Here is a 24,440-nt window from a genome sequence, read left to right as displayed (position 1 = left end):
ACTAATCCAGGCATTCCATCATTAATAAATCACCTTCATTGTGTTCTATTGTTACGATTCCGTCTTTGAGGACGTGGTTGCTGCTGCCGGTTCTGTAACCAATAGTCAAACTATCATCTTTCAGCGGATAAAATAAATTATCAGAATGAATTCCAGTCACATGACCGATGGGAATTAATGAAATGGGGGTGTTTGCCGTGTACCATTTTTCGAATTTTTTAGGCAAAAGGAATACTTTTGAGTGATCGTCCAAAATAACAATTTTCAATAAATTTCGATATCTCGTAATGTTGGTAATATTGGTTATGGTATGATCAGCTCTTCGTCCGGTGGCCCAAACGACGTTTACAGCAGGAATTTTTCTTTCGATTAAATAGTCAAAAGCTTTTTCTAAATCGGTTTTATTCTGATCTGGCGTATGTATAATTTCGATGGGATATTGAGATGTTTTGTAAATTTCAGGATCAAATCCTCGGTCAAAATCTCCTAAAAGCACATCGACTTTAATGTCTAGTTCCATAACGCGGACCATAGCCGAATCTAATACGACCACGAGTGGTGACCATTCCAGTAATTGGCCCAATAGTTCCGGGTTACAGGAAGCGCCGTTGGCAATGATTAAAGCAGGTTCTTGGTCGTCGCGAACGATATGGTGTGAAGACATTATAAATTATGAATTATGAATTATGGTGTAAAAGTAAATAAAAGTTCTCGTTTTATCTCTCACGTACTAGCCCGGATGGCAATAAAAACCAAAACTGTTTAGAACCGGTTTTTGGTTGCAATGAACAGCTGGATTAGCTCCAAATTATTCAATTGTATAATTACTGACATCAACTTCGCTAAGCGAGAAATAACCCAAAGGATAATTAGCCGCATTTGTGGTGTTGATGATGTTTCCTCTTACGGTAGCAGGCGGAGATTGAAACGGTCCGCCACCATTATTTCCTGCGATACTCACTAATACACTCATATAATTGTAGTATGCTTTAGAAATTCCAAAGTGGCTTATTTCAATTTTATCGTCTTTTTTTAAATCATCATTTTGTGAGATACTGAAAAATTTGTTTCCGTTGAAAAACTCATCTTGATCTACATAAAAGTTTGATTTTACTTGGTTTGAATACACATATTTATAGAGGTAATAATTGGTTTCACCCGCTGGATCTTTGAAGAATGTTTTAATTTCAATGTCAGTCCCTGTAAAGCCGCCTTGATTGTTTTGAATAATTTTTGTAATTGGCGTAACGGGTTTCAGTGTTTCGGTTGCAGTATACGTATTACCATTGCTGATAACGGTCAGCGTATAGGTTTTGTTGATTACCGGTATAAAAGTAGCGCATTTATATTCGCCGGTATTCGCAATTTCCGAAAAAGTAAAAACCACATTAGCACTATTTTTTATAGACACTGTTGCTCCGGAAACTTTTGGAATAGTTGTACCGTAAAATCCAGTTGTTGTAGTCAGTTTTATTTTTTGTTGATTTCCCGAAGTTCTTTTTTTCCAATTAATTGCTGCTTCAATTACCAGTTTTGGCGGAGCATTATCTAAATCTACTTCGACAACATCTTCGCAACTTGCCGAAAAAATAGCGATGAGAAGTACCAGATATAGTGTTGTTTTTTTCATGATTTTATTTTTTTATTTTGTTGCCTTATGGGCTAGTAAGCTTAAAATTTAAAGTTATAACTCACCGCTGGAACTACACCAAAAATCGAAGTTTTTACAGCTTCATTGGTTCCGGTATCTGCATTTTGTCTGAAATTGATAGAAGCGGCATTTTTCCGATTGTACAAATTATAAATGCTAAAAACCCATTCGCCTTTCCATTGGCGGTCTTTGTTGCTTTTTGGAGTCAAAGTAGCGGCAATGTCAAGATGATGGTAAGCGGGGAGCCGATTTCTATTTCTCAATCCATAACTGGGTACATTGATCCCTAAGTATTCATATTGTCCAACAGGATACGTCACCGGTTGACCAGTTTGCAGCGCAAAATTAGCTCCAAAAGACCATTTTTCATTTAGATTGTAGGAACTGGTTATTGCAATATTATGCAGTTTGTCATATACGGAATTGTACCATTGGCCGCTGTTGATTCCTGTTTCTATTGGTGTTCTTCCGGGAGTTTGTTGCTCTGATTTGGATAACGTATACGAAATCCAGCCATTAAATTTCCCTTCGTTTTTTCGGAACATGATTTCTAAACCATAGGATCGTAATTGCCCATTCAGGATTATTTGTTCAATGGCTTTATTGGCAATCAAATTAGCACCGTCAATATAATCTAAGCGGTTTTGTACTTCTTTATAATACGTTTCTACTTCAAGGGAATACATGTTATCGTTGAAATTTTTAAAGTAACCTAAAGCCACCTGATCGGCAATTTGAGGTTTTATGAAATTATCGCTTGGCGTCCAGACATCAAGTGGAGTTGGCGATGTGGTGTTCGAAATTAGTTGTAAATACTGTACCATTCTGTTATAACTCGCTTTTATGGATTGGTTGTCTTTGATTTGGTAGGCTAGTGAAAAACGTGGTTCCAGATAATTATAGCTTTGAATGACTTTGTTTTTGTCGTAGAATTTGGAGCCAATTGGAGTTGCTTTTTCATAAATCTGTAATTCTGAATTGAAGAGAACCGGATTGTCATTTTCATAAATATTCACTGTAGATTGACCTAAACGGTAAAACATACTGTACCGAAGTCCGTAGGAAAGGGCTATTCTGTCGGATATTTCGTGATCAGCGTTGATGTAAACCGCGGGTTCAAAAGCATATTTTTTATCCAATTGGTCGAAATTTATTCCGGAGTCCGCATCAGATGGTTTGATGGTTCCCGGATTGAATTCGTAATAAATCCCGTTTACTCCGTAATTCAATTTGAATTTATCCGAAATATAATTTCTGAAATCGTATTTGATATTGTAATTTTTAATGCCGGAATCCCATTTAAAACCTACGAAATCTAAATCCAAACCGTAATAGTAATCGCTGTAAATGAGCGATAAATTAGAAAATAATTTTTCAGAAAATAAGTGGTTCCAGCGCAAGTTTACTGTGGTGTTTCCATAAACATTGGTAAAACTTTTGTTCAGGCTGAACACATCTCGGCCAAAATAACCCGATAAATACAGACTGTTGTTAGCATCTAATTTATAACTCAACTTGGTATTTAGGTCATAAAAATAAGCCGTATTGTTTTTTTGTTCTTCGGAAAGCTTCAGGAATAAATGCGCATAGGAACTTCTGCCACCAATCAGGAAGGAACCTTTGTCTTTTACCAATGGTCCTTCGGCCAAAATGCGGCTGGAAATCAATCCGATTCCTCCATTGACATGAAAATTTTTGCTATTGCCATCTTTTTGATAAATATCCAACACCGAAGAGGCTCTTCCGCCATAGCGGGCAGGAATGCCGCCTTTGTACAACTTCAAATCTTTGATGGCATCCGGATTAAAAACAGAGAAAAAACCAAAAACGTGGGAAGAGTTGAATATGGTAGCTTCATCCAGCAGAATCAAATTTTGATCGGCACCGCCACCACGAACATTAAATCCAGAAGCGCCTTCACCAGCATTTGTGACTCCGGGAAGTAATAAAATAGATTTCAAAACATCAACTTCACCCAGCACAACGGGCATTTTCTTGATCGCTGAAATGGAGAGTTTATTGACACTCATTTCGGGTTTTTTGATGTCTATTTTGTTTCTATTATCCGTAATAATGACCTCTTTCAGCGCTGTTTCATCACTGAATAAATTGAAATTGTTTTTTAGGTTTTGACTCAAGTAGATTAACTCTTCCTTGCTTTGAAATCCCAAATAGCTAATTTGTACGTTATAGATTCCTTTTGGAACTGTGATGGAGTAAAATCCATATTCATTGGTAGTTACTCCGGTTTTGAGTTCAAGGATTACAATGTTGACTCCTATTAAAGTTTCGTTGCTGTTGGCGTCAATAATAGTTCCGCTTAGCGTAAATTTCTCTTGAGAGAAGCTTGAAAAGGAGCATAGTAATACCATTAAAAAGGGAATAATTTTCTTTGGAGTCATTGTTTAAGTTTTTCTAAATACAAAAATGCAAATTACATTAAACAGAACAGCATTTGACATATAACAACTGTTAAGGTATTGCTAAGGTAAAAAAAAAGACAACCGTTTCCAGTTGTCTTTTTAATATTATGTAGTAAAAAATTTAAGCTAGTTTAGCATCTAAATTTTCTTGTATCGCTGCTAAGAAAGCCTCGGTAGTCAAGTAATCTACGGCAGTCAATCCTTCAGGTTTTACTAACATAGCTAAATCTTTAGTCATTTTTCCGCTTTCAACAGTATCAATACATACTTGTTCAAGAGTATGACAAAAATCAATCAAAGCTTGATTTTTATCCAGTTTACCTCTGTGTTCCAATCCTCTTGTCCATGCAAAAATAGAGGCAATCGGGTTAGTAGAAGTAGCTTTTCCTTGTTGGTGTTGTCTGTAGTGACGAGTAACTGTTCCGTGAGCCGCTTCTGCTTCTAGAGTTTTTCCATCAGGAGTAACTAATACTGAAGTCATTAATCCTAACGAACCAAAACCTTGTGCAACAGTGTCGGATTGTACATCACCGTCATAGTTTTTACATGCCCACACAAAACCGCCACTCCATTTCATTGCAGAGGCAACCATGTCATCGATCAAACGGTGTTCGTAAGCAATTCCTGCTTCAACGAATTGTGCTTTGTAGGTAGATTGATATACTTCTTCAAAAATATCTTTGAAACGTCCGTCATAGGCTTTCAAAATAGTATTTTTTGTAGAAAGATATAAAGGCCATTTTTTTGTCAAAGCCATTTGGAAAGAGGAATGTGCAAAACCGTAAATACTTTCATCCGTATTGTACATGGCCATTGCGACTCCGTCTCCTTTATAATCGAATACTTCCCAAGTTTGAGTTTCTCCCTCTTCAGGAACAAAAGTCATAGTTAGTTTCCCTTTTCCTTTAATAACAGTATCTGTAGCTTTGTATTGGTCCCCAAAAGCATGACGACCAATAACGATAGGCTGTGTCCAACCCGGTACTAAACGAGGTACGTTTTTCATGATAATTGGTTCACGGAAAACGGTTCCACCTACAATATTACGGATAGTTCCGTTTGGAGATTTCCACATTTTTTTTAAACCAAATTCGGTAACACGGTCTTCATCAGGAGTAATTGTGGCACATTTAATACCAACATTGTATTTTTTAATTGCCTCAGCAGAGTCAATAGTGATTTGGTCATTGCTAGCATCTCTGCTTTCCATTCCTAAATCGTAATATTTAATATCTAAATCTAAATAAGGAAGAATTAATTTTTCCTTGATAAAGGACCAAATAATTCGTGTCATTTCGTCACCATCCAATTCAACTATCGGATTAGCTACTTTAATTTTTGTCATAATGTATTGCTATATGTAATTCTTAATTTTTAAACGTAGCTACAAAGGTAATAAAACGTTATCGTAAAAGAAAATGCGTTTTCACTTGTTTAAAATGAATTGTCAAATTATTACTTTAGGATAATCAAAATAAGAATATGGAAAATATATTCCTTATTTCTTGTCAAAAAATAAGTGCTTAAATCGCATTCAATTTTATAAAATTAGTAGATTAATATTGAGTAGCTTGACTTTAAACCAAAAAAAAGTCCTGACATCGTCAGGACTTTTATAATAGAGAGATATTTGACTATCTTCTTTTGTCTTTAATTTTAGCTTTTTTACCAGTAAGTTCTCTGAAGTAGAAAATTCTAGCTCTACGAACTGCACCTTTTTTGTTGATCTCTACTTTTTGTAAAGCTGGTAAGTTTACCGGGAAGATACGCTCTACACCAATAGCACCTGACATTTTGCGAATCGTAAACGTTTCTGTATTAGCAGAACCTCTTCTTTGAATAACAACTCCTTTAAAAAACTGAGTTCTTGTTTTTTCACCCTCTCTAATCTCGTAGTAAACAGTGATCGTATCTCCGGCTGCAAAAACTGGGAAATCTTTTCTTGTTACAAATTCGTCTTGAACGAATTTCATTAAATCTGCCATGATAATTTTTTTAATTATGGTTTGTATTAAATCAACATTCACGGATTTCGCCAGAGGTTGAACTAATGTGGGCGCAAAAGTAAATAAAAAAGTTTAAAGTTTAAAGTTTTTCTTGTTTAAAGTTTATAAGTTCTTGAATACCACCTTTAAACCTTTAACTTCAAACAAATTTTTAATCTTCCAGCAAATCCGGTCGTCTGTTCTTCGTGTGTTCGTAGGCCATATCCTCACGCCATTTGTCAATTTTAGCAAAATTCCCGCTGGTCAAAACCTCCGGAACTTTCCATCCGTTGTAATCTGCCGGACGAGTGTATATAGGACCTGATAATAATCCGTCCTGAAAACTATCCGTCAATGCAGAGGTTTCATCACTCAAAACGCCAGGGATCAATCGGATCAATGCATCTGATAATACTAATGCGCCTAATTCACCACCACTCAAAACGTAATCACCAATAGAGATTTCCTTGGTAATAAAATGATCACGTACCCGCTGATCTACTCCTTTATAATGTCCGCAAAGGATAATAATATTTTCATACATAGACATCGTATTGGCCATTTTCTGGTTCAGAGTTTCCCCGTCCGGCGACATGTAAATGATTTCATCGTAGGTTCTCTCGCTTTTCAAATGCGTAATACAGGCGTCGATAGGCTGTACGGTCATCACCATTCCGGCGCCACCGCCATAGGGATAATCATCTACACTTTTTTGTCTGTTGGTCGTGTAATCCCGCAGATTATGAAAATGAACTTCCACCAGACCTTTGTCAATAGCGCGTTTCATGATCGAAGCCTCAAACGGACTTCGCAATAATTCGGGCAGAACAGTAACAATATCAATGCGCATAATTTTAGATCTAAGTTTGAAAGGGGCAAAGGTACAAAGAAGCCAAGGTTTTCAAATAACCATTTAACCAATTCAGCGATTAAACTTTTCTTTAGGACTTATTTCCAGCTTTACACTGTATCTTTCCTTGCTTAAAGAAAGCAAGAAAAGGATGCCGTTTCAATCTGGGCTAGGTTTTTGTCCAAGTAGGATGTTTTTAATTCATAGTTGTGTCAAACATGGCAACAGTATTTTTTTTAGGGTGCTTTCTAAACGCTATCATAAAGGAAATATGTGTTAAACATTGCGCTCAAATATTTGAAAATGAATATTTGAATTCGTGTATTGTAAGCTATATTTGAAGGGGGTTATTACGCTTTGAATCATTAAACCCAACAAGTCACTTTTGTTTGTATCAAACGTTAGCAATTGTAGAATCTGTTATAAAACCAAACTTTATCTTTCAACGTATATAATTTAATATTTAATTATACAGTTTACGGCGATGGGTAAAAAAACAGATAAATGGATTTATGTTTCTGTAGTTGTATTGTTTTTTACTAAATCATTTTCTCAATATGAATTCAGTAATGGAACTATACCCAAAGAAGTTTCATTGCACAATTACACTACAGTTGCAGATGTTGGTCAAAGAAATTTAGATATTCACTATGTCGTTGCCAACTTTAATTCATTTGATCCTAAAAAACTTCAAACTGAAAATGATGATTTAGGTTTTTCTCAAAATAATTTTTGGTCAAAAACGGAGCTTATAAACTCTAGTGATCGGACTTTGAATTATTATTTAGAAACGGCCAGACCTATAACGGATTTAGTAGAATTGTATTTTATTGATAGCACTTCGGGAAAAATCACCAAAATGGTAAGCGGTGATAATATGCCCTTTGCTGAACGAAGTTTTGATAATCGTAAAACTATTTTTAAAATTAAAATTTTACCAAATTCGAGGCAGCAATTATTTTTGCATCTAAAAAGTGATGGTGAAGTTGTCAACATGCCGGTCATGTTGTACTCTTCAGAAAACTTTATAAAGTTGATCTCAAACGAGCAGTTATTTTTTGGTATATTCTATGGGATTTTAGCAACTGTTTCTGTTATTTATTTTTTCTTCTATTTTGCTTTACGCCAAAAAGCATTTTTATATTATAGCTTATACGTGGTTTTTATCGGCTTAATGCAGTTCTCTTTAGATGGTTATTTTTATAAGTTAATTACCCCTCAAGGCGGTTGGTTTTCGCTTCGTGCAGTGTTGTTTTTTGCGATGATCGCAGGTTTTTTACTGGGCAAATACAGTGAGGTTTTTTTGAATATCAAAAAACATAATAAAATAATTTACTTTTTATTTACTGTCCTTTATTTTTTAACTTTTGTTTTAATTGTATGTATTTTATTTGTCCCTAAGGCTTTAGCTTTGTGTTATCCATTGGCAAATGTGTTGGGATTGCTGATTCTTATCTTGATTATAAGTTCTGTAGTGTATTTGTATTGTAAAAAAATACATGTAGATGGTTTTTTTACAATAGGCATTTTCTTTTTGGTGCTCGGCTTTGGCATTTTTATTCTCAATAACTTCAGTCAAATTCCCAATTCGTTTCTAACAGAAAACAGCTCTAAATTAGGTACTGGTTTGGAAGTTATTTTTCTTTCCCTTTCTATGGCTAATTTGATTCGGAATCTTAAAAATGAAAAAGACAACCTCAATCGTCTTGCTTTGATTCGTTCTGAAGAAATGAATGATTTGAAATCTTATTTTTTATCAAATATTAGTCATGAATTACGTACTCCATTGAATGCTATTATGAATTTGATTGAGTCAATTTCTAATGAAGTTGAAGATGATACGATCAAACATAAATGCAAAATCATAAAGTATTCTTCGAATAGTTTATTGAGTTCGGTCAATGATATTCTTGATTTTTCTAAAATCGAAAAAGGGGAATTAAAACTGGAAAATAATCCATTTGATCCCGTACAGGTTTTAGAGTATTTAAAGAATAATGCAATCAATATAGCTAAAGAAAAGGGACTTGAGTTTCAATTCTCGAAATCAGAGAATATTCCTGATTTTTTGATTGGAGATGCGAATCGATTGGTTCAGATCGTTAATAATGTATTAAGTAATGCCATTAAATTCACCTTAAAAGGGAGTGTGAAGTTTACTATTGATGCGGAATTATTGCCCGGCAACAGGGCGAGCTTGATATTGATCATTTCAGACTCTGGGGTGGGAATTTCTCCTGATAAAAAGGAACGTATTTTTGATTCTTTTTATCAAAAGAGTAGTGATAATAAGAAAAAATTCAGCGGACTTGGATTAGGACTTTATATCGTGAAAACATTGGTAGATATGCAAAACGGAAGTATTAAAATGGATAGCGTGATTAATGTGGGAACCACCTGTGTCCTGACAATTGATTTTGAGGTCTCTGAACAAAAAAAAAGCATAGGAACAACTGCTAAAATAGGAATTGAAAATGATTTAGAAGGGAAAACCATTTTAGTAGTTGAAGACAATCCCATAAACCAGATGGTGATCAAAATGATTACTAAAAAATGGTTGAATACCACAGTTATGTTTGCTAATAATGGTCAGGAAGGAATAAAGGCATTAATTAAAAATCAATTTGATATTGTACTGATGGACCTTCAAATGCCAGTAATGGATGGTTATGAAGCTACAATTGCAATAAGAAATGGAGCGGCAGGTTTACGAAACAGCCATATTCCTATTATTGCTGTTACAGCGGATGTCATGGAGGCCACAAAACAGCGGGTTAAGGAAATAGGAATGAATGATTATTTGTCTAAACCAATCAAAAAAGAAGTGCTATATGAGGCAATCAAAAAATTAGTTAACTAAATCGCAATCGTACATAAACGTGTTTGATTCCTTTTTTATCGGAGTCTCTTTCGTCAATTTCTAGAATATCGGTCAATGATTTTAACATTGGAGTTAATTTAGAAAAGCCATAATTTCTAGGATCAAACTCTGGTTTTTTCTTCACAATAAGATTTCCTACGTCACCGAGAAATGCCCATCCACTGTCATCACCTATATCTTCAATGGTTGATTCTATTAATTCAATGGTGTGCAAATCAATTTTGTTTAACGTTTTTGGGGCAACTTTTTTAGGATCAGTGGCCGTTGGTTTTTTTGTTTTTTTCTTGATTGCGCCATCCAGAACCTCAATATAGATGAAGCGATCACAGGCAACAATAAATGAATTGGGCGTTTTTTGCTCTCCAATACCAATTACTTTCATACCGGATTCTCTAAGTCTAATTGCTAAACGGGTAAAATCAGAATCACTGGATACAATACAAAAACCATCCACTTTGTCAGAATATAATAAATCCATTGCGTCAATAATCATCGCTGAATCTGAAGAGTTTTTTCCTACAGTATAGCTGTATTGTTGAATAGGCGTAATGGCATGCTCTAATAAAACACTTTTCCATCCACCGGCATTAGGTTTCGTCCAATCAGCATAAATACGTTTAGTGGTTGGAGTGCCAAATTTAGCAATTTCTTCCATCATTCCCTTTACATTGCTGTAGGGAACATTATCAGCATCAATTAGAACCGCTAATTTTAACTCTTTTGTGTCCTGTGCCATAAACTTTAGTATTGAAATATTTATTCAAAGATACAATGTTTATTGATAAAACGATTTTGAATCAAGATCGTTTCAAAGTTTTGTGAGATATCCTTTTTGTTGTGTTATTAGCAGGAATGAAGCATTTTTTTTTAGATAGTGTAACAGATATCGTATATAGTAGGAAATTGTCAGGGATTATCGTTGTAATAAACTAAAAATAAATTTGTTTTCAAGTCCTTTATAAAATATAAATAATTATTTTTGCAACTTCTTAAAAATTAAAATTATTACTTCATATATTATGGTAAAAGATTTATTCGAAAGGATTCAAAACAATAAAGGACCATTAGGAAAATGGGCTTCACAAGCGGAAGGTTATTTTGTTTTTCCTAAATTAGAAGGTGAGTTAGGTCCAAGAATGCAGTTTGATGGGAAAGATATTTTGAATTGGAGTTTAAATGACTACTTGGGTCTCGCTAATCACCCGGAAGTACGGAAGGTAGATGCTGATGCGGCTGCACAATATGGAGCGGCTTACCCAATGGGAGCCCGAATGATGAGTGGACATACCAAATATCATGAGCAATTAGAAAATGAATTAGCTGCTTTTGTAAGCAAAGAATCAGCATATTTATTGAATTTTGGCTACCAAGGAATTATGTCTACAATTGATGCTTTAGTAACGAAAAATGATGTCATTGTGTATGATGTTGATGCACATGCTTGTATCATTGATGGTGTTCGTTTGCACATGGGAAAACGTTTTACATACCGTCATAACGATCTTGCTAGTATGGAAAAAAACCTGCAACGCGCCACAAAATTAGCTAAAGTAACTGGAGGAGGAATCCTTTTTATAACGGAAGGCGTTTTTGGAATGCGTGGACAGCAAGGGAAATTGAGAGAGATTGTGGATATGAAACAAAAATATAATTTTCGTTTGCTTGTTGATGATGCACATGGATTTGGGACACTGGGAAAAACAGGTGCCGGAGCAGGTGAAGAGCAAGGAGTTCAGGATGATATTGATGTTTATTTTTCCACTTTTGCTAAATCAATGGCTAATATTGGTGCTTTTGTAGCTGCTGATAAAGACATTATTGATTACCTTAAATACAACATGCGTTCTCAAATGTTCGCTAAGTCCTTGCCAATGATTCAAACAATTGGTTCTCTGAAACGACTGGAATTGTTGCGTAATCACCCAGAATTGAAAGAAAAACTTTGGGAGAATGTTAATGCTTTACAAAACGGATTACGAACCAGAAACTTTAATATTGGAGACACAAACACATGTGTTACTCCTGTTTATTTAGAGGGCAGTGTTCCGGAAGCTATGGTTATGGTGAACGATTTGCGAGAAAATTACGGAATTTTCCTTTCGATTGTAATTTATCCTGTTATTCCAAAAGGAATTATCTTATTGAGAATGATACCTACGACCTCACATGAATTATCAGATATTGAGGAAACACTACTTGCTTTTGAAGCCATTCGTGAAAAATTAGAAAATGGAACCTATAAAGAGATTGCAACTAAAACAAAAGTTGATTTAGACGCTTAGTCTAATGAAAAAAGTTATTCTAATCCATCCTGCTTTCTTTAGCAGGATGGATTTTTTTATACTTAAAAAGAAGTGATATCTTAATACAACAAAAACTAAAGGGTATGGTGATGTCATAAGTAAAGTATATCCTTTGACTTATAATTTTCTTCCAAAAAAACAGCATGCAGGCATTTAAAACTAAAAAATCATCAGCAAAACTGATGATTTTTTTTAATTCAATACGTGTCAAATACTACAATTCTAACCGATACGTGCATCTTCGTTTGTGAATTAATGGATTAAAATGTTTCCACAAGTTTAGACTGGGAGCATTATCAGCTAATTCAGGGGTTCTAAAACAATTAATAATCCCTTTTTTTCGGAAAGTTTCATAGTATTCTTTAAAAATAATGGCGGTCACGGCTTTGTTTTGATATTCCGGCAATACGCCTATCAGATAGAAAATGACATCTTTGCTGTATTTTTTTGCCAGTAGTAAATGCAAAAATCCAAACGGAAATAATTTTCCCTTGGATTTTTGTATTGCCTCGGCAAAAGAAGGCATCACAATGCTAAAGGCCACGATATTATGATCTTTGTCTTCTACAAATTTTATAAATTCAGGATTGATAAAGCTGATGTATTTTTTCTTGAAATACTCTTTTTGAGTGTCGGAAATAGCCACAAATGAAGATAGGGAAGCATAGGATTTATTAAATAAATCAAACATTTTATCCACATGAGGCATGACCTCTTTAGTTGTTTTGAAATTAAGCGGACTTAATTGGTATCTTTTTTTGACTAAATCATTTGCTTTTTCAAAAAATTGTAGTTTTACGTTTTCAAAAGGAAACTTACTCTCAATATATTCTTTCTCTTTTACATAGCCCAATTGCTCAAAATGACGTGCATAATATTCATGGTTGTACCAAGTAATCATGGTTCCTATTTGGTCAAAACCTTCGGTCAGGATGCCTACTTTGTCTAGATTTGAAAATCCCATCGGGCCTTCAACATATTCTAAATTGTTTTTCCTTCCTAATTCATATACTTTTTCTAAGAGTGCTTTCGTTACCTCGATGTCATCAATGACGTCAAACCAGCCAAAACGTACTTTCTTTTTTTGCTGATCATTTACCTCACTCCAATTGATAATTGCCGTAATTCTGCCTACTATTTTGGTATTTCTTTTAGCAACATAAAAATAGGCTTCAGCAGTTTCAAAAGCGGGGTTTTTTGTTTTATCAAATCCTTCCAGTTCTTCAGCGATTAGTGGTGGAACCCAGTTTTTATTGTTTTTGTATAAAGAAAAAGGGAATTTGATAAAATCAGTTAATTCGCTTTTTGTTTTCGCTTCTTGTATGGTGATCATTGCGTAGGATTGATTCAATGTATAGTTACTGTTTTTTTGAGGCACAAAATTACGAATATAATTAACTTATACATGAAAAAGAAAAAAAAGGGCTATTTTATTCCTTTGTGTGAAGGACTCGTTTTTTAGGTTTTGATTGGTCGGGAATATGTTACGGATATTTCTATCACTATCGCTGTATTTGAGTTTGTCGATGAAAAGCTGGTTTTTCCTTATGGATTGGCGTTGTATAAATAGTTAAAATAGTATATTTATAATTCAAAACTAAAACTAATATTTTATGGAATTATCTTGGACTGAATTCGAAAAAGTAGAGATGCGTATAGGAACAATTCTGGCAGTGAATGATTTCCCCGAAGCGAGAAAACCAGCGTATCAGCTCACAATAGATTTTGGCTCCGAAATTGGAATACGAAAAACATCCGCACAAATAACGAAACGGTACGCGAAAGAGGATTTACTCAACCGACAGATTGTTGCCGTAGTCAATTTTCCTAAAAAACAAATTGGAAAATTTAGTAGTGAATGTTTAATTTTAGGAGCAGTTGGTCAGGAAGGGGATGTGATTTTATTGACCCCGGATTTCAAAATTGAAAACGGATTGCGAATTGGCTAATTTGTGAAAGTAATTCTTTTAATCAACTGTAAATTGATTTTCTAAAATAAAAAAGTCCAAAAATCAGATGATTTCTAGACTTTTTTATTGGTAAGTAAGGAACTAAATATTAAATATCATCAAATTCTATATCGGTAAAAGTTGATGTTTGCGGTATGATTTCATCTTCTGATTTCTCAGAGGCATATTCTTTTTTGAAATCTTTTTGGTGTCTTTCTGAAATTACTTCTTCGCCTTTATGGTTCAAAACATAAGAAGTCATTTCGCCAAGAATTTCTGCAAAAGCAGCAAAATCTTCTTTGTATAAATAGATTTTATGTTTTTTGAAATGGAAAGATCCATCTTCTTCCGTAAATTTCTTGCTCTCAGTAATAGTAATGTAATAATCATCTGCTTTTGTCGCTCTCACATCAAAGAAATACGTTCTTCTTCCAGCTCTTAAAACTTTAGAAAATATCTCTTCTTTTTCTAACATGTCATGTTCTCTCATAATCCTTTCTGTCAATTTATGGTTATTAACTAGTATCCAAAAATCTATAAAAAATATGTATTATACAACAATTATAGCATTTCTTTTTCTGAAAGTTGTTTCAAATACAAAGCAGCATAATACCCTTCTTGATTTATCAATTGATTATGAGAACCTTGTTGTATAATTTGTCCTTTTTCAATAATGATAATTCGATCAGCATTTTTAGCTGATGATACGCGGTGACTCACTATAATCGTTGTTTTGTCCTTGCAGATTTCTTGCAAATTGTTTAATATCGCTTCTTCGGTCTCAGTATCCACTGCTGACAAGCAATCGTCCAAAAGTAAAATAGGGGGATTCTTGATAATTGCTCTGGCGATGGAAACTCTTTGTTTTTGACCTCCGGAAAGTGTAATTCCTCTTTCGCCAAGAACCGTTTCGTACTGTTTGTTGAAGCCCATAATGTTGTCATGTACCACAGCACTTTTGGCAGCAGATTTCACTTCCTCTTCTGAAGCATTTTCTTTCCCAAACATAATATTATTCTTGATACTGTCCGAAAACAAAAAGGCATCTTGTGGAACAATACCAATGCTGTTGCGTAAATCAAACAGATTAATGGCGCTTATTTCATTTCCGTCAATATTTATTTTCCCGGCTGTAACATCATACATTCTGGAAATCAACGATAAAATAGTCGATTTTCCGGAACCTGTTTTTCCTAAAATGGCTAAGGTTTCTCCTTTTTTTACTGTGAACGAAATATTTTGTAACGCTTTGATATTAGTGTCCTCGTAGGTATAACTTACGTTTTCAAAAGAAATAGAACCTTCAATTATGGATTTGTTTTCGTTTTTGTTTTTTATCTCGGGTTCAATTTTTAAAAATTCATTTAACCTTTTTTGAGAGGCTTCGGCCTCCTGAACCATTGACGAAACCCAACCTAGTGAAGCCACGGGCCAGGTCAGCATGTTGACATATAGGATGAATTCAGCGATGGTTCCAATGCTTTTGATCGTTCCATCAATGTACATCAGACCTCCAAAATAGATGACCACTAAGTTACTGATTCCTATAAGGGCAAGCATTAATGGTCCAAATAAAGATTGTACTTTGGCTAAATTCAAGCTTTTGCTTTTGCTTTCATGGGCTAAATTTACCATGTTTTTTTGGTGTTGATCTTCTAATGAATATGCTTTGATCACTCGGATTCCTGAAAATATTTCCTGCGAAAAACTGGAAACTTTAGATAAATATTGTTGAAAAATGGTGCTTCTTACGTTGATTTCGGAACTAAGTTTAAAAATGGCATAGGACAATAGCGGCAAAGGCAGCAAGGTATACAGAGTCAATCTTGGCGATACGTTATACATATACACAATTACAATAGCAAAACGAATTACGGTATTTATAGTATACATCACCGCAGGACCTACATACATTCTGACTTTGGATACATCTTCGCTGATTCGGTTCATCAAATCGCCAGTACGATTTTGTTTGTAAAAATTTTGAGATAAATTCTCATATTGCCGAAACACTTCGTTTTTTAGATCAAATTCGATGTGGCGCGACATCACGATTAGGGTTTGTCTCATCAAAAAAGTAAGAAAACCAGCAATGATTGTTGTGGCAATAATTAGTAAAATATTCGCAACTAATTCCTCGTGAATGACTGACTTGGCTACGGTTTTATCTTTGGCGAAAGCCTCAATTACCTTAAAAGACTTGCTGATCAGCTTGGGTGTAAAAAGCATAAAGATCTGTGCAATAATGGTAAAAACAATCCCCAGTAAAAAACTGTATTTGTATTTGACGAAATATTTATTTAAATAACGTAATTCTTTCATTTTTTATGATATTCTATGTTGAAATAGCTTTATTGATGGTGTAAAATTTTGCTTTTAGTAATTTTAATAATAATTTTTTGATTGTGTAAATTGCTGAATAAACAATTTTCCCATAAGATGTTACCTCATATTTATTTTTTGTGTAATTTTGGATCGTCTTTTTGACAAATTCATAATTTTATCATTATAAAAATTTCACGCTATGAATGCAGCTTTCACTACTGTAAAGGAACTTCAAAAAATGGATCCCGTTTTTGGTCAATTATCATTTGATGATCATGAACAAATTGTATTTTGCAACGACAAAGATACAGGTTTAAAAGCAATTATTGGTATTCATAATTCGGTTATGGGTCCCGCTTTGGGTGGTACGCGGATGTATAATTACGCGAATGAATGGGAAGCCCTAAACGACGTACTGCGACTTTCACGCGGAATGACTTTTAAAGCAGCAATTACAGGATTGAATATTGGTGGCGGTAAAGCGGTGATTATTGGCGATGCCAAAACACAAAAAACCCCGGAGTTGATGCGTAAATTCGGTGAGTTTGTTCATTCTTTAAGCGGAAGGTATATTACTGCTGAGGATATGGGAATGGAAACTAAAGATATGGATACAGTTAGAGATGTAACGCCGTATGTTACTGGAATTTCTGAATCAAGAGGTGGTTCCGGAAACCCATCACCTGTTACGGCTTACGGAGTATATTTAGGCATGAAAGCGGCTGCAAAACAACAATTTGGGTCGGATGTTTTGAGTGGTAAGAAGGTATTGGTACAAGGAATTGGTCACGTTGGCGAAACATTAGTTGATTATTTGACTAAAGAAGGAGCTATTGTCACCATTGCTGATATCAATGAAGAAAAACTGAATGAAGTAGGAGCGAAGTACCATGCAGCAATTTTCAGAGGAGACGATTTGTACAGTGCTGATGTTGATATTTACGCGCCTTGTGCCATGGGAGCAACGTTAAATAATAATACTGTTTATAAAATTAAAGCCAAAGTTATTGCTGGAGCTGCTAATAATCAATTAGCGGATGAGAATGTTCATGGCGCAATTCTGCAAGAAAGAGGCATTTTATATGCTCCTGATTTTTTGATTAATGCCGGAGGAATTATCAATGTGTACGCTGAATTAGCACATTATGATAAAGCGGAGATCATGCGTAAAACAGAAAATATTTACAACACAACCTTAGAAATATTTGATTTTGCCCTCGCAAACAAGATGACAACGCATCATGCGGCTTTGACTATTGCTCAAAATCGCATCAATCAAAGAAAAATAGAAAATAGTAAAAAGTAGTTTTTAAGGTTCAATTTTCAGTATTCAGTGAATATTTTTGTACCATTCACTGAATACTGTTGATTGAATACATTAAAATAACCGATTATATATTTTATTTTAAAAAATGAAATACTTATTTTTGCACCCTAATTAATAAAAGTTCTTACAAGGTGGTAAATAGAAGACACATTCGCGTCAAGGTTATGCAGTCCATTTATGCGATGCATCAAAGCGGTTCAGATAATCTGGAAAAAGAAGAAAAATTCCTTTTTTACAGTATCGACAATATTCAAGATTTATACCTTATAATGCTTTCTTCGCTGATTGAAATTTGCAAAACAGAAACTATTTTTTTGCATAAATCCAGTTTGAAACATCTTGCAACTCCTGAGGAACGTAAACCAAACGAAAAATTCATCAAAAATAGAATCTTTCAAATTCTTTCCGAAAATAATTCATTAAGTATCGCGCTGGAAAACCGTAAAATCAATAATTGGACGTTAAATGACGATTATATTTTATTGCTTTTGAATGATATTAAAGCCAGCACATTGTATGCGCAATACATGAATAATGCGGTGAACACCTTTGAGGAAGACCGACAGTTTATTGTTGATTTATTCATGGATGTAATTGTTCCTAACGAGAAATTGTATGAGTATCTGGAAGATGACAAATTGACTTGGGTGGATGATATTCCGTTAGTAAACACACATATTATCAAACAATTGAAAGCGATCAAATCTGGTGAAGATGATAATTTCAGAGTGCCAAAGTTATATAAAGACAATGAAGATAGGGATTTCGTGAAAGACTTGTTCCGAAAAACAGTCTTGAATGAAACGGAATTAGCTAAGGAATACGTGGATAAAACGCCCAATTGGGACAGTGATAGGATTGCCGAAATAGATACTATCATTCTAAAAATGGCAATTTGTGAGTTCTTGAAATTCCCGTCTATTCCCGTAAAAGTAACTCTTAACGAATATTTAGAGGTTGCCAAAGAATATTCTACACCAAAAAGTAGTATTTTTATCAACGGAATTTTAGATAGTCTCGTAAAAGAGCTTCAAGCCAGTAAAAGAATTATAAAAGCCGGTCGTGGCTTAATGTAATAATTAACAAATAAAAATAAAAATAAAATTATGGAACAATTAACTCAATTTGCACCCTTTATATTAATGTTTGTGGTGATCTATTTCTTTATGATCAGACCACAACAAAAAAGAGCGAAAAATGAAAAAGAATTTGAAAGCACACTTAAAGTAGGTGATAAAATCATTACAAAAAGTGGTCTTCACGGAAAAGTTTCTGAACTAGCGGATACAACGGTAGTAGTAGAGACAATGTCTGGAAAATTGAAAATGGAGCGTTCTGCAATTTCTATGGAAATGAGTGCAGTATTGAACAAAAAATAATTTTTGGTTTCAGAAATTAAAAAAGTCCCAACCGGTTTCGGATTGGGACTTTTTTGGATAAAAAATAATCAGATTATTTTTTGTTTTTCTTTGCTTTCTTTGCTTTCTTTGCTTTCTTTGCTTTTTTAGATTTTGCTTTTGCTTTCTTCGCTTTTATTTTGACTTTTACTTTGGCTTTTTTTGCTTTATCTTTTTTTGCTTTTTTTGCCTTTTTTGCTTTCGCTTTCGCTTTTTGTTTTGCTTTCTCTTTTGCGTTCGCTTTTTTAGCCTTTTTCTTGTCTTTGTCTTTCATGTCTTTTATTTTTAACTTCTTTTTAATATCTTTTTTGTCTTCTTTTTCATTTAGCCCTTCCATAGTTGTATCGTCTTTGTCTTCTAATGAAATTTCTATGGTTTCTTCTATTGTTTCAGTTATTACTACTTCATTAAGTGGTGCTATAGTTTCTTCAGAAGGTTTGATAACTTTGTTTTTGGATGCTCTTACAGGTTTATCAATTTCAGGCTTTACTGAAGTAGGGACTGTTGAATTTTCTTCTTTTTGTATCATAGTGAGTATTATTAGTGTCGTTTGGATTTTATTTAAAATTTTCAATGTTAATAAATAGTTAAGTAATTGTTAGCAAATATAGTGATTTAATTTACTTTCCAATGTTAAGCTTTTCAATATTCTAAATTGGAAGGTTCGGGTATGCCATAAATAGTGCGCAAGAGACAGTTGTATATGAAATACAAAGAATAAGATTTTAAAAGTAGTTATTCCGAATGATTTGTAACTTAAGGAAGTCAAAAGTTTAAACACCATAAGGTGAAAAGTAGTAATATTGTAAAACAGTAGTTTAAATTCAATCTGTTGCGTTATTTTGTCTAATGTTACTACACGAACTTATATAATGGTTGTTAGCTATATTGTTTTCGAGGTGTTTTTAAAATTAAAAAGCCCCATTCTAAATTCTTAGAAATGGGACTTAATGTTATTGGTATTTGTCATTAAACTTAATGTTTTCTTATAGTATTCGTATTCTTTTTTCAATACTGGAACGTCTCTTTTTGCTGTTTTAATATACTCTAAGAATTCTTATTGTTTGTAAGGATAGAATCTCTGAATTTCTGCTGTTAATTTTGTTGTAGGAATAATTAATTTGAGAAATTATAATTTGGCATACCAATTATTATTTTTATCTCAAGAATAGGTATTGGTTTTTGAATATTCTAAATTAGGCTTGTTTTATAATTTAATCTCCTAATGCTGTCAACTCAGCAATTTTTACGATTACTTCAACTGCTTTTTGCATGCTTTCAGCAGGAATATATTCGTATTTTCCGTGAAAGTTGTGTCCTCCTGCAAATATATTAGGACATGGTAATCCTTTATAGGACAATTGTGAACCGTCTGTTCCACCACGAATAGGCTTAATAAGCGGTTTGATTCCTATTTCTTTCATTGCTTTTTCAGCAATATCTACAATGTGTTTTACAGGCAGAACCTTTTCTTTCATATTGTAATATTGATCTTTAATCTCAGTGATAACTATGTCTTCACCAAATTGTTTTGCAAATTTCTTATTGATTTTTCGAACAATTTTCTCGATTAATTCTTTACGCCTTTCGAACTTTTTCTTGTTGTGATCCCGAATAATAAGTTCTAAAACGGTTTCTTCGATGCTTCCTGTTATGTGATGCACGTGAAAGAAACCTTCGTATCCTTTAGTTTCTTCAGGTGTTTCTCCGGAGGGGAGTTCATTGATAAAATCATTGGCAATCAGCATAGAGTTGATCATTTTCCCTTTGGCATAACCAGGATGTACGCTTTTGCCTTTGAAAGTGATTTTGGCACCAGCTGCATTAAAATTTTCATACTCTAATTCGCCTACCTGGCTACCATCCATAGTATACGCCCATTCAGCTCCAAATTTATCTACATCAAAATGGTGGGCACCACGACCAATTTCTTCGTCTGGTGTGAAGCCAATTCGTATTTTTCCGTGTCTGATTTCCGGGTTATTGATCAGAAACTCCATTGCGGTAACAATCTCTGTAATTCCGGCTTTGTCATCAGCTCCTAGTAATGTTGTGCCATCTGTAGTGATTAGTGTTTGTCCTTTATACTGCAGTAAATCTTTGAAATAACTTGGGGATAATACAATGTTTTTATCCGCATTTAATACAATATCTTTTCCATCATAATTGCGCACAATTTGAGGTTTTACATTGGCTCCACAAAAATCCGGAGAAGTGTCAAAATGAGAAATAAACCCTATGATTGGCACTTCATGAGCCACATTACTGGGCAAAGTAGCCATAATATATGATTTGTCATCTATTGTTACGTCTTGCATTCCTATAGCTTTTAATTCGTCAACCAGTTTATGGGCTAAAGTCCATTGTTTTGGGGTGCTTGGAGTAGTTTCTGAGTTTGAATCAGATTCGGTATCAATAATTACATAACTGATAAAACGGTCTATGATATGTTGCATTTTTCTTTGTTTTATGCAAATATAATCATTTTTTAAGGAGCATTTTTAAGTAAATGTTGGTGTGAATTTTGTTTATTTTAATCTTTTGAAATAACAATGCCTGCACTATTATTTTCGTGTCGGTATAGGGAAATAATGAACAATTATATTTTGCCATTGGTATATCAGCGTAAAAACAGTCGCGGAAAAGTTTCCATTTTCCATTTTTTTTGTCCAAAGTGCCAGTGATTTTCCTCTATCAATATAGGTGCTATTTTTATATAAAAGGCGGTGATTCCGTCTTTTATTAAACCACTAAAATAGGAATTAGATTTTTTCGGACTACTATTGCTTTACTGTTGGGCATCATGAATTAAAAGCATTACAATTTGTAATTCCTGCCGAGTCACCATTTTTACGGATCAGTAACTCTAATACGCGTTGTACTCCTGGATATTTTTAGTAATCAAAATGATTTATATAAATTATTTTCTAAATATTTATTTATCGGTTAGATAATTCTATTTTTGTACTCCATAACAACGCACCCATGTACAAATTACTTTTACGTCCCATACTTTTTTGGTTTGATCCTGAAAAAGTGCACTATTTTACTTTTTCATTAATTCACTTTTTGTCTAAAATCCCAGGGTTTTCTTCTCTTTTTGAACTTCTTTATGAAGTCAAGGATCCCCGACTAGAAACAGAAGTTTTTGGACTAAAATTTAAAAATCCCGTAGGACTTGCGGCTGGATTTGATAAAGACGCCAAGTTGTATAAAGAATTGTCCAGCTTTGGTTTTGGTTTTATCGAAATAGGAACACTTACCCCAAAAGGGCAGGAAGGAAACCCTAAAAAACGCTTGTTTCGTTTGAAAGAAGACAGCGCCATTATTAACCGAATGGGTTTCAATAACGGCGGAGTTCAAGAAGCGGTGGAACGATTAAAAAATAATAAAGGCATTTTGATAGGTGGAAACATTGGAAAAAATAAGTTGACACCAAATGAAGAAGCGACTTCAGATTATGAAATATGTTTTGACGCTTTGTATGATTATGTGGACTATTTTGTAGTTAATGTGAGTTCGCCAAACACGCCTAATCTCCGTGCTTTGCAAGACAAAGAGCCATTGACGCAACTGTTGCAAACGCTGCAGAATAAGAATTTGGCAAAGCCAAAGGAAAAGCCAATTCTGCTAAAAATCGCTCCCGATTTGACAGATGAGCAGTTACTTGACATTATTGCTATTATAAAGGAAACTAAAATAGCAGGCGTTATTGCTACTAATACTACAATTTCCCGTGAAGAATTGCAATCCGAAAATAAAGCCGAATTAGGGGGTTTGTCAGGAAAACCATTATCAAAACGGTCTACTGATGTAATCCGTTTTTTAGCTGAGAAAAGCAATAAAGCCTTCCCGATTATTGGAGTAGGTGGAATTCATTCAGCCGAAGATGCGATAGAAAAATTAGACGCTGGTGCAAGTTTAATTCAGTTGTATACCGGTTTTATTTATGAAGGACCAGCTTTAGTGAAAGCCATAAATATGAAAATTTTAGAAAAATTCTAATATCCCATATTGTACTAAAAGCCCTGTCAATAAAGCAATTCCAAAACTTAATAAGGTTCCGATAAGAACATATTCAGTAAGTTTACGGTCCTTGGCTTCTTTTAAATCTCCAAAACGGAAGATAGATTTTGCAGCCAATAGAAAACCGATGGCTTCAAAATGGGCACTAATTACAAAGTAAAAGACAAATAAGCGTTCTAATATTCCGATGTAATTTCCAGCATTGGTTAGAGAATCATCGTTTTTTTTGTTTTCTGGAGTCCAAATCGAAATGATATTTTTTATCAGTATCGATGTAGGTTGTGTCAGTAAAAGTATTCCGGTTGCAAAGATCCAAAATTGATTGTCAAATGATGCAAAATCGATACGGTCGTTATTGTAAAATAGTGTAATTGCTATGAGCACGATAAGATGTAAAAGTTGGTCAATTAGGAACCAATTGCGTTTTGTTTTGTCTTTTTGAACGTGTAATTTCATAAAATCAATTCCTCCATGTGTTACCGCTAGTACAGTCGCAAACCAAACAAAATTAGTTTTACCAATTAAAATCCAAGCCAGAAAAAAGTGAATAAACGTGTGGATATAAAGATAAATACTTTTATGTTTCCTGTTTTCTTTATCTAAAACCCAAGATGTGGGTTGCAACAAAAAATCACCAAGTAAATGGGCCAATAGTAGTTTTACAAAAATAATCATACACGGAGGTTTTTAATTTTTTTTCGGAAATGATTATCTAATTCCAATACCAGATCAAATTGTGCTCGTTTTCGTCTCCGACTTACAGCGGCTTGATTGATACCTAATTTAGTGCCTATTTCTTCTTGAGAAAGCATTTTGTTTGCCATAGAAACCACAATAAATTCAGCCGATTGCGCCAGCCAATTGTCCATAAAGGTCAATCCTAAACGCAGCATTAAATTTATTTCAGTATCTAAATCGCTAGTGCCGGAATTAATGGCTAAGGTCGTTTTTAGTTTTTTTAAAGTTTCAAAAAGTTCCCCCGATCGAACGAATGCAGTTCCGTTACTTTCGGAAATTGTTGCTCCAGAATAGGTTTTATCACCAAAACCAATACTCATTCTCGCATCGAGTTTCAGCGTTTTTAGATACGCCTTAATTTGCAAAGCTGTGAGTAGTGCTTCTTCAGGATTTGTAATTTCTATTTGAAATTCGTCACCCCGATAAATTTCCCATTCACTCGGATTTTTACCTTTGGTATTCAATAGCTCTTTCAAGCCATCAATCCATATTGCAGAAGGTAGTTTTCTCGAATTAATAATGTCTCCTGTGATTATACTTATCATATTTCAACTGTAATTAAAAAATCAAATTCAATTTCAAAAG

21 protein-coding genes are annotated in these 24,440 nt (G+C 34.1%); 7 read left to right on the top strand and 14 right to left on the bottom strand.

Annotated elements, in window-relative coordinates; all coding sequences use genetic code 11:
- Window position 1 precedes the first annotated feature (1 nt).
- The 6 genes from EKM00_RS06155 to trmD all read right to left on the bottom strand — a co-directional run bounded on the left by EKM00_RS06155 (window position 2) and on the right by trmD (window position 6,909).
- Entirely contained in the window at window positions 2-664 is a 663-nt protein-coding gene (locus EKM00_RS06155) for a thiamine diphosphokinase (RefSeq protein ID WP_126515584.1), read from the bottom strand.
- 144 nt (window positions 665-808) lie between these two features.
- On the bottom strand, window positions 809-1,630 hold the full coding sequence (locus EKM00_RS06150; RefSeq protein WP_126515583.1) for a DUF4249 domain-containing protein: 822 nt from the start codon (window positions 1,628-1,630) through the stop codon (window positions 809-811).
- Between the two features lie 41 nt (window positions 1,631-1,671).
- Window positions 1,672-4,053: a TonB-dependent receptor gene (locus tag EKM00_RS06145; protein ID WP_126454603.1), complete on the bottom strand. Its 2,382-nt coding sequence runs from the start codon at window positions 4,051-4,053 to the stop codon at window positions 1,672-1,674.
- A 142-nt stretch (window positions 4,054-4,195) separates the two neighbouring features.
- The gene (locus tag EKM00_RS06140; RefSeq protein ID WP_126454601.1) at window positions 4,196-5,419 is read right to left on the bottom strand and encodes an isocitrate dehydrogenase (NADP(+)); all 1,224 of its coding nucleotides are present in this window, start codon (window positions 5,417-5,419) and stop codon (window positions 4,196-4,198) included.
- Window positions 5,420-5,708: 289 nt separating this feature from the next.
- Window positions 5,709-6,059, bottom strand: a complete 351-nt coding sequence (rplS, locus tag EKM00_RS06135; protein ID WP_126454599.1) for a 50S ribosomal protein L19 — start codon at window positions 6,057-6,059, stop codon at window positions 5,709-5,711.
- Between the two features lie 172 nt (window positions 6,060-6,231).
- A complete protein-coding gene (gene trmD / locus EKM00_RS06130) occupies window positions 6,232-6,909 on the bottom strand; it encodes a tRNA (guanosine(37)-N1)-methyltransferase TrmD (protein ID WP_091166587.1) in 678 nt (225 codons plus the stop codon).
- Between the two features lie 484 nt (window positions 6,910-7,393).
- Here trmD and EKM00_RS06125 point away from each other — a divergent pair, with 484 nt between their 5' ends.
- Window positions 7,394-9,769 carry a hybrid sensor histidine kinase/response regulator gene (locus tag EKM00_RS06125; RefSeq protein ID WP_126454597.1) on the top strand — a complete coding sequence of 792 codons (2,376 nt, stop codon included), beginning with the start codon at window positions 7,394-7,396 and terminating at the stop codon, window positions 9,767-9,769.
- Here EKM00_RS06125 and EKM00_RS06120 read toward each other — a convergent pair.
- Window positions 9,762-10,526, bottom strand: a complete 765-nt coding sequence (locus tag EKM00_RS06120; RefSeq protein ID WP_126454595.1) for an NYN domain-containing protein — start codon at window positions 10,524-10,526, stop codon at window positions 9,762-9,764. The two genes, EKM00_RS06125 and EKM00_RS06120, sit on opposite strands and share 8 nt — an antisense overlap.
- Window positions 10,527-10,809: 283 nt before the next feature.
- Here EKM00_RS06120 and EKM00_RS06115 point away from each other — a divergent pair, with 283 nt between their 5' ends.
- Window positions 10,810-12,072: an aminotransferase class I/II-fold pyridoxal phosphate-dependent enzyme gene (locus EKM00_RS06115; protein ID WP_126454592.1), complete on the top strand. Its 1,263-nt coding sequence runs from the start codon at window positions 10,810-10,812 to the stop codon at window positions 12,070-12,072.
- Between the two features lie 235 nt (window positions 12,073-12,307).
- On the opposite strand, the gene EKM00_RS06110 is transcribed toward EKM00_RS06115, so the two are convergent.
- A complete protein-coding gene (locus tag EKM00_RS06110; protein ID WP_126515608.1) occupies window positions 12,308-13,426 on the bottom strand; it encodes a GTP cyclohydrolase in 1,119 nt (372 codons plus the stop codon).
- Between the two features lie 280 nt (window positions 13,427-13,706).
- Here EKM00_RS06110 and EKM00_RS06105 point away from each other — a divergent pair, with 280 nt between their 5' ends.
- Window positions 13,707-14,042: a tRNA-binding protein gene (locus EKM00_RS06105; protein ID WP_126515582.1), complete on the top strand. Its 336-nt coding sequence runs from the start codon at window positions 13,707-13,709 to the stop codon at window positions 14,040-14,042.
- A 109-nt stretch (window positions 14,043-14,151) separates the two neighbouring features.
- On the opposite strand, the gene EKM00_RS06100 is transcribed toward EKM00_RS06105, so the two are convergent.
- Together EKM00_RS06100 and EKM00_RS06095 are read right to left on the bottom strand one after the other, a co-directional pair.
- Window positions 14,152-14,532: a PUR family DNA/RNA-binding protein gene (locus EKM00_RS06100; protein WP_126454655.1), complete on the bottom strand. Its 381-nt coding sequence runs from the start codon at window positions 14,530-14,532 to the stop codon at window positions 14,152-14,154.
- A gap of 71 nt (window positions 14,533-14,603) precedes the next feature.
- Complete coding sequence (locus EKM00_RS06095; protein WP_126454588.1) at window positions 14,604-16,364, bottom strand: ABC transporter ATP-binding protein; 1,761 nt, start codon at window positions 16,362-16,364, stop codon at window positions 14,604-14,606.
- A gap of 202 nt (window positions 16,365-16,566) precedes the next feature.
- On the opposite strand from EKM00_RS06095, the gene EKM00_RS06090 reads away from it, so the two are divergent.
- The 3 genes from EKM00_RS06090 (at window position 16,567) to yajC (ending at window position 19,073) form a co-directional block, all read left to right on the top strand.
- On the top strand, window positions 16,567-17,673 hold the full coding sequence (locus tag EKM00_RS06090) for a Glu/Leu/Phe/Val family dehydrogenase (RefSeq protein WP_126454586.1): 1,107 nt from the start codon (window positions 16,567-16,569) through the stop codon (window positions 17,671-17,673).
- Between the two features lie 185 nt (window positions 17,674-17,858).
- Window positions 17,859-18,770, top strand: a complete 912-nt coding sequence (gene nusB / locus EKM00_RS06085; RefSeq protein WP_126515607.1) for a transcription antitermination factor NusB — start codon at window positions 17,859-17,861, stop codon at window positions 18,768-18,770.
- A 30-nt stretch (window positions 18,771-18,800) separates the two neighbouring features.
- Window positions 18,801-19,073, top strand: a complete 273-nt coding sequence (yajC, locus tag EKM00_RS06080) for a preprotein translocase subunit YajC (protein ID WP_126454584.1) — start codon at window positions 18,801-18,803, stop codon at window positions 19,071-19,073.
- Window positions 19,074-19,146: 73 nt separating this feature from the next.
- Here the strand turns inward: yajC and EKM00_RS14785 are convergent, their stop codons facing one another.
- Both EKM00_RS14785 and pepT read right to left on the bottom strand, forming a co-directional pair.
- A complete protein-coding gene (locus EKM00_RS14785; RefSeq protein WP_199734598.1) occupies window positions 19,147-19,665 on the bottom strand; it encodes a hypothetical protein in 519 nt (172 codons plus the stop codon).
- A gap of 640 nt (window positions 19,666-20,305) precedes the next feature.
- The gene (pepT, locus tag EKM00_RS06070; RefSeq protein ID WP_126515581.1) at window positions 20,306-21,547 is read right to left on the bottom strand and encodes a peptidase T; all 1,242 of its coding nucleotides are present in this window, start codon (window positions 21,545-21,547) and stop codon (window positions 20,306-20,308) included.
- A gap of 529 nt (window positions 21,548-22,076) precedes the next feature.
- On the opposite strand from pepT, the gene EKM00_RS06065 reads away from it, so the two are divergent.
- A complete protein-coding gene (locus EKM00_RS06065; protein WP_126515580.1) occupies window positions 22,077-23,096 on the top strand; it encodes a quinone-dependent dihydroorotate dehydrogenase in 1,020 nt (339 codons plus the stop codon).
- On the opposite strand, the gene EKM00_RS06060 is transcribed toward EKM00_RS06065, so the two are convergent.
- Together EKM00_RS06060 and EKM00_RS06055 are read right to left on the bottom strand one after the other, a co-directional pair.
- Window positions 23,082-23,792 carry a DUF3307 domain-containing protein gene (locus EKM00_RS06060; RefSeq protein ID WP_126515579.1) on the bottom strand — a complete coding sequence of 237 codons (711 nt, stop codon included), beginning with the start codon at window positions 23,790-23,792 and terminating at the stop codon, window positions 23,082-23,084. The two genes, EKM00_RS06065 and EKM00_RS06060, sit on opposite strands and share 15 nt — an antisense overlap.
- Window positions 23,789-24,400, bottom strand: a complete 612-nt coding sequence (locus tag EKM00_RS06055; protein ID WP_126515578.1) for a hypothetical protein — start codon at window positions 24,398-24,400, stop codon at window positions 23,789-23,791. The genes EKM00_RS06060 and EKM00_RS06055 overlap by 4 nt, the downstream gene beginning before the upstream one ends.
- Window positions 24,401-24,440: the final 40 nt, after the last annotated feature.

It is taken from the genome of Flavobacterium sp. RSP15 (genome assembly GCF_003968755.1).
Taxonomy (GTDB): domain Bacteria; phylum Bacteroidota; class Bacteroidia; order Flavobacteriales; family Flavobacteriaceae; genus Flavobacterium.
The sequence above is the reverse complement of the archived record's forward strand: the minus strand, read 5'-3'. Positions and strand labels throughout refer to the sequence as shown.

What these genes read in the sequence shown, in the direction of transcription:
- EKM00_RS06155 (WP_126515584.1), bottom strand. Translation starts at nt 664, where the DNA reads ATGTCTTCACACCATATCGTTCGCGACGACCAAGAACCTGCTTTAATC.
- EKM00_RS06150 (WP_126515583.1), bottom strand. Translation starts at nt 1,630, where the DNA reads ATGAAAAAAACAACACTATATCTGGTACTTCTCATCGCTATTTTTTCG.
- EKM00_RS06145 (WP_126454603.1), bottom strand. Translation starts at nt 4,053, where the DNA reads ATGACTCCAAAGAAAATTATTCCCTTTTTAATGGTATTACTATGCTCC.
- EKM00_RS06140 (WP_126454601.1), bottom strand. Translation starts at nt 5,419, where the DNA reads ATGACAAAAATTAAAGTAGCTAATCCGATAGTTGAATTGGATGGTGAC.
- rplS (WP_126454599.1), bottom strand. Translation starts at nt 6,059, where the DNA reads ATGGCAGATTTAATGAAATTCGTTCAAGACGAATTTGTAACAAGAAAA.
- trmD (WP_091166587.1), bottom strand. Translation starts at nt 6,909, where the DNA reads ATGCGCATTGATATTGTTACTGTTCTGCCCGAATTATTGCGAAGTCCG.
- EKM00_RS06125 (WP_126454597.1), top strand. Translation starts at nt 7,394, where the DNA reads ATGGGTAAAAAAACAGATAAATGGATTTATGTTTCTGTAGTTGTATTG.
- EKM00_RS06120 (WP_126454595.1), bottom strand. Translation starts at nt 10,526, where the DNA reads ATGGCACAGGACACAAAAGAGTTAAAATTAGCGGTTCTAATTGATGCT.
- EKM00_RS06115 (WP_126454592.1), top strand. Translation starts at nt 10,810, where the DNA reads ATGGTAAAAGATTTATTCGAAAGGATTCAAAACAATAAAGGACCATTA.
- EKM00_RS06110 (WP_126515608.1), bottom strand. Translation starts at nt 13,426, where the DNA reads ATGATCACCATACAAGAAGCGAAAACAAAAAGCGAATTAACTGATTTT.
- EKM00_RS06105 (WP_126515582.1), top strand. Translation starts at nt 13,707, where the DNA reads ATGGAATTATCTTGGACTGAATTCGAAAAAGTAGAGATGCGTATAGGA.
- EKM00_RS06100 (WP_126454655.1), bottom strand. Translation starts at nt 14,532, where the DNA reads ATGAGAGAACATGACATGTTAGAAAAAGAAGAGATATTTTCTAAAGTT.
- EKM00_RS06095 (WP_126454588.1), bottom strand. Translation starts at nt 16,364, where the DNA reads ATGAAAGAATTACGTTATTTAAATAAATATTTCGTCAAATACAAATAC.
- EKM00_RS06090 (WP_126454586.1), top strand. Translation starts at nt 16,567, where the DNA reads ATGAATGCAGCTTTCACTACTGTAAAGGAACTTCAAAAAATGGATCCC.
- nusB (WP_126515607.1), top strand. Translation starts at nt 17,859, where the DNA reads ATGCAGTCCATTTATGCGATGCATCAAAGCGGTTCAGATAATCTGGAA.
- yajC (WP_126454584.1), top strand. Translation starts at nt 18,801, where the DNA reads ATGGAACAATTAACTCAATTTGCACCCTTTATATTAATGTTTGTGGTG.
- pepT (WP_126515581.1), bottom strand. Translation starts at nt 21,547, where the DNA reads ATGCAACATATCATAGACCGTTTTATCAGTTATGTAATTATTGATACC.
- EKM00_RS06065 (WP_126515580.1), top strand. Translation starts at nt 22,077, where the DNA reads ATGTACAAATTACTTTTACGTCCCATACTTTTTTGGTTTGATCCTGAA.
- EKM00_RS06060 (WP_126515579.1), bottom strand. Translation starts at nt 23,792, where the DNA reads ATGATTATTTTTGTAAAACTACTATTGGCCCATTTACTTGGTGATTTT.
- EKM00_RS06055 (WP_126515578.1), bottom strand. Translation starts at nt 24,400, where the DNA reads ATGATAAGTATAATCACAGGAGACATTATTAATTCGAGAAAACTACCT.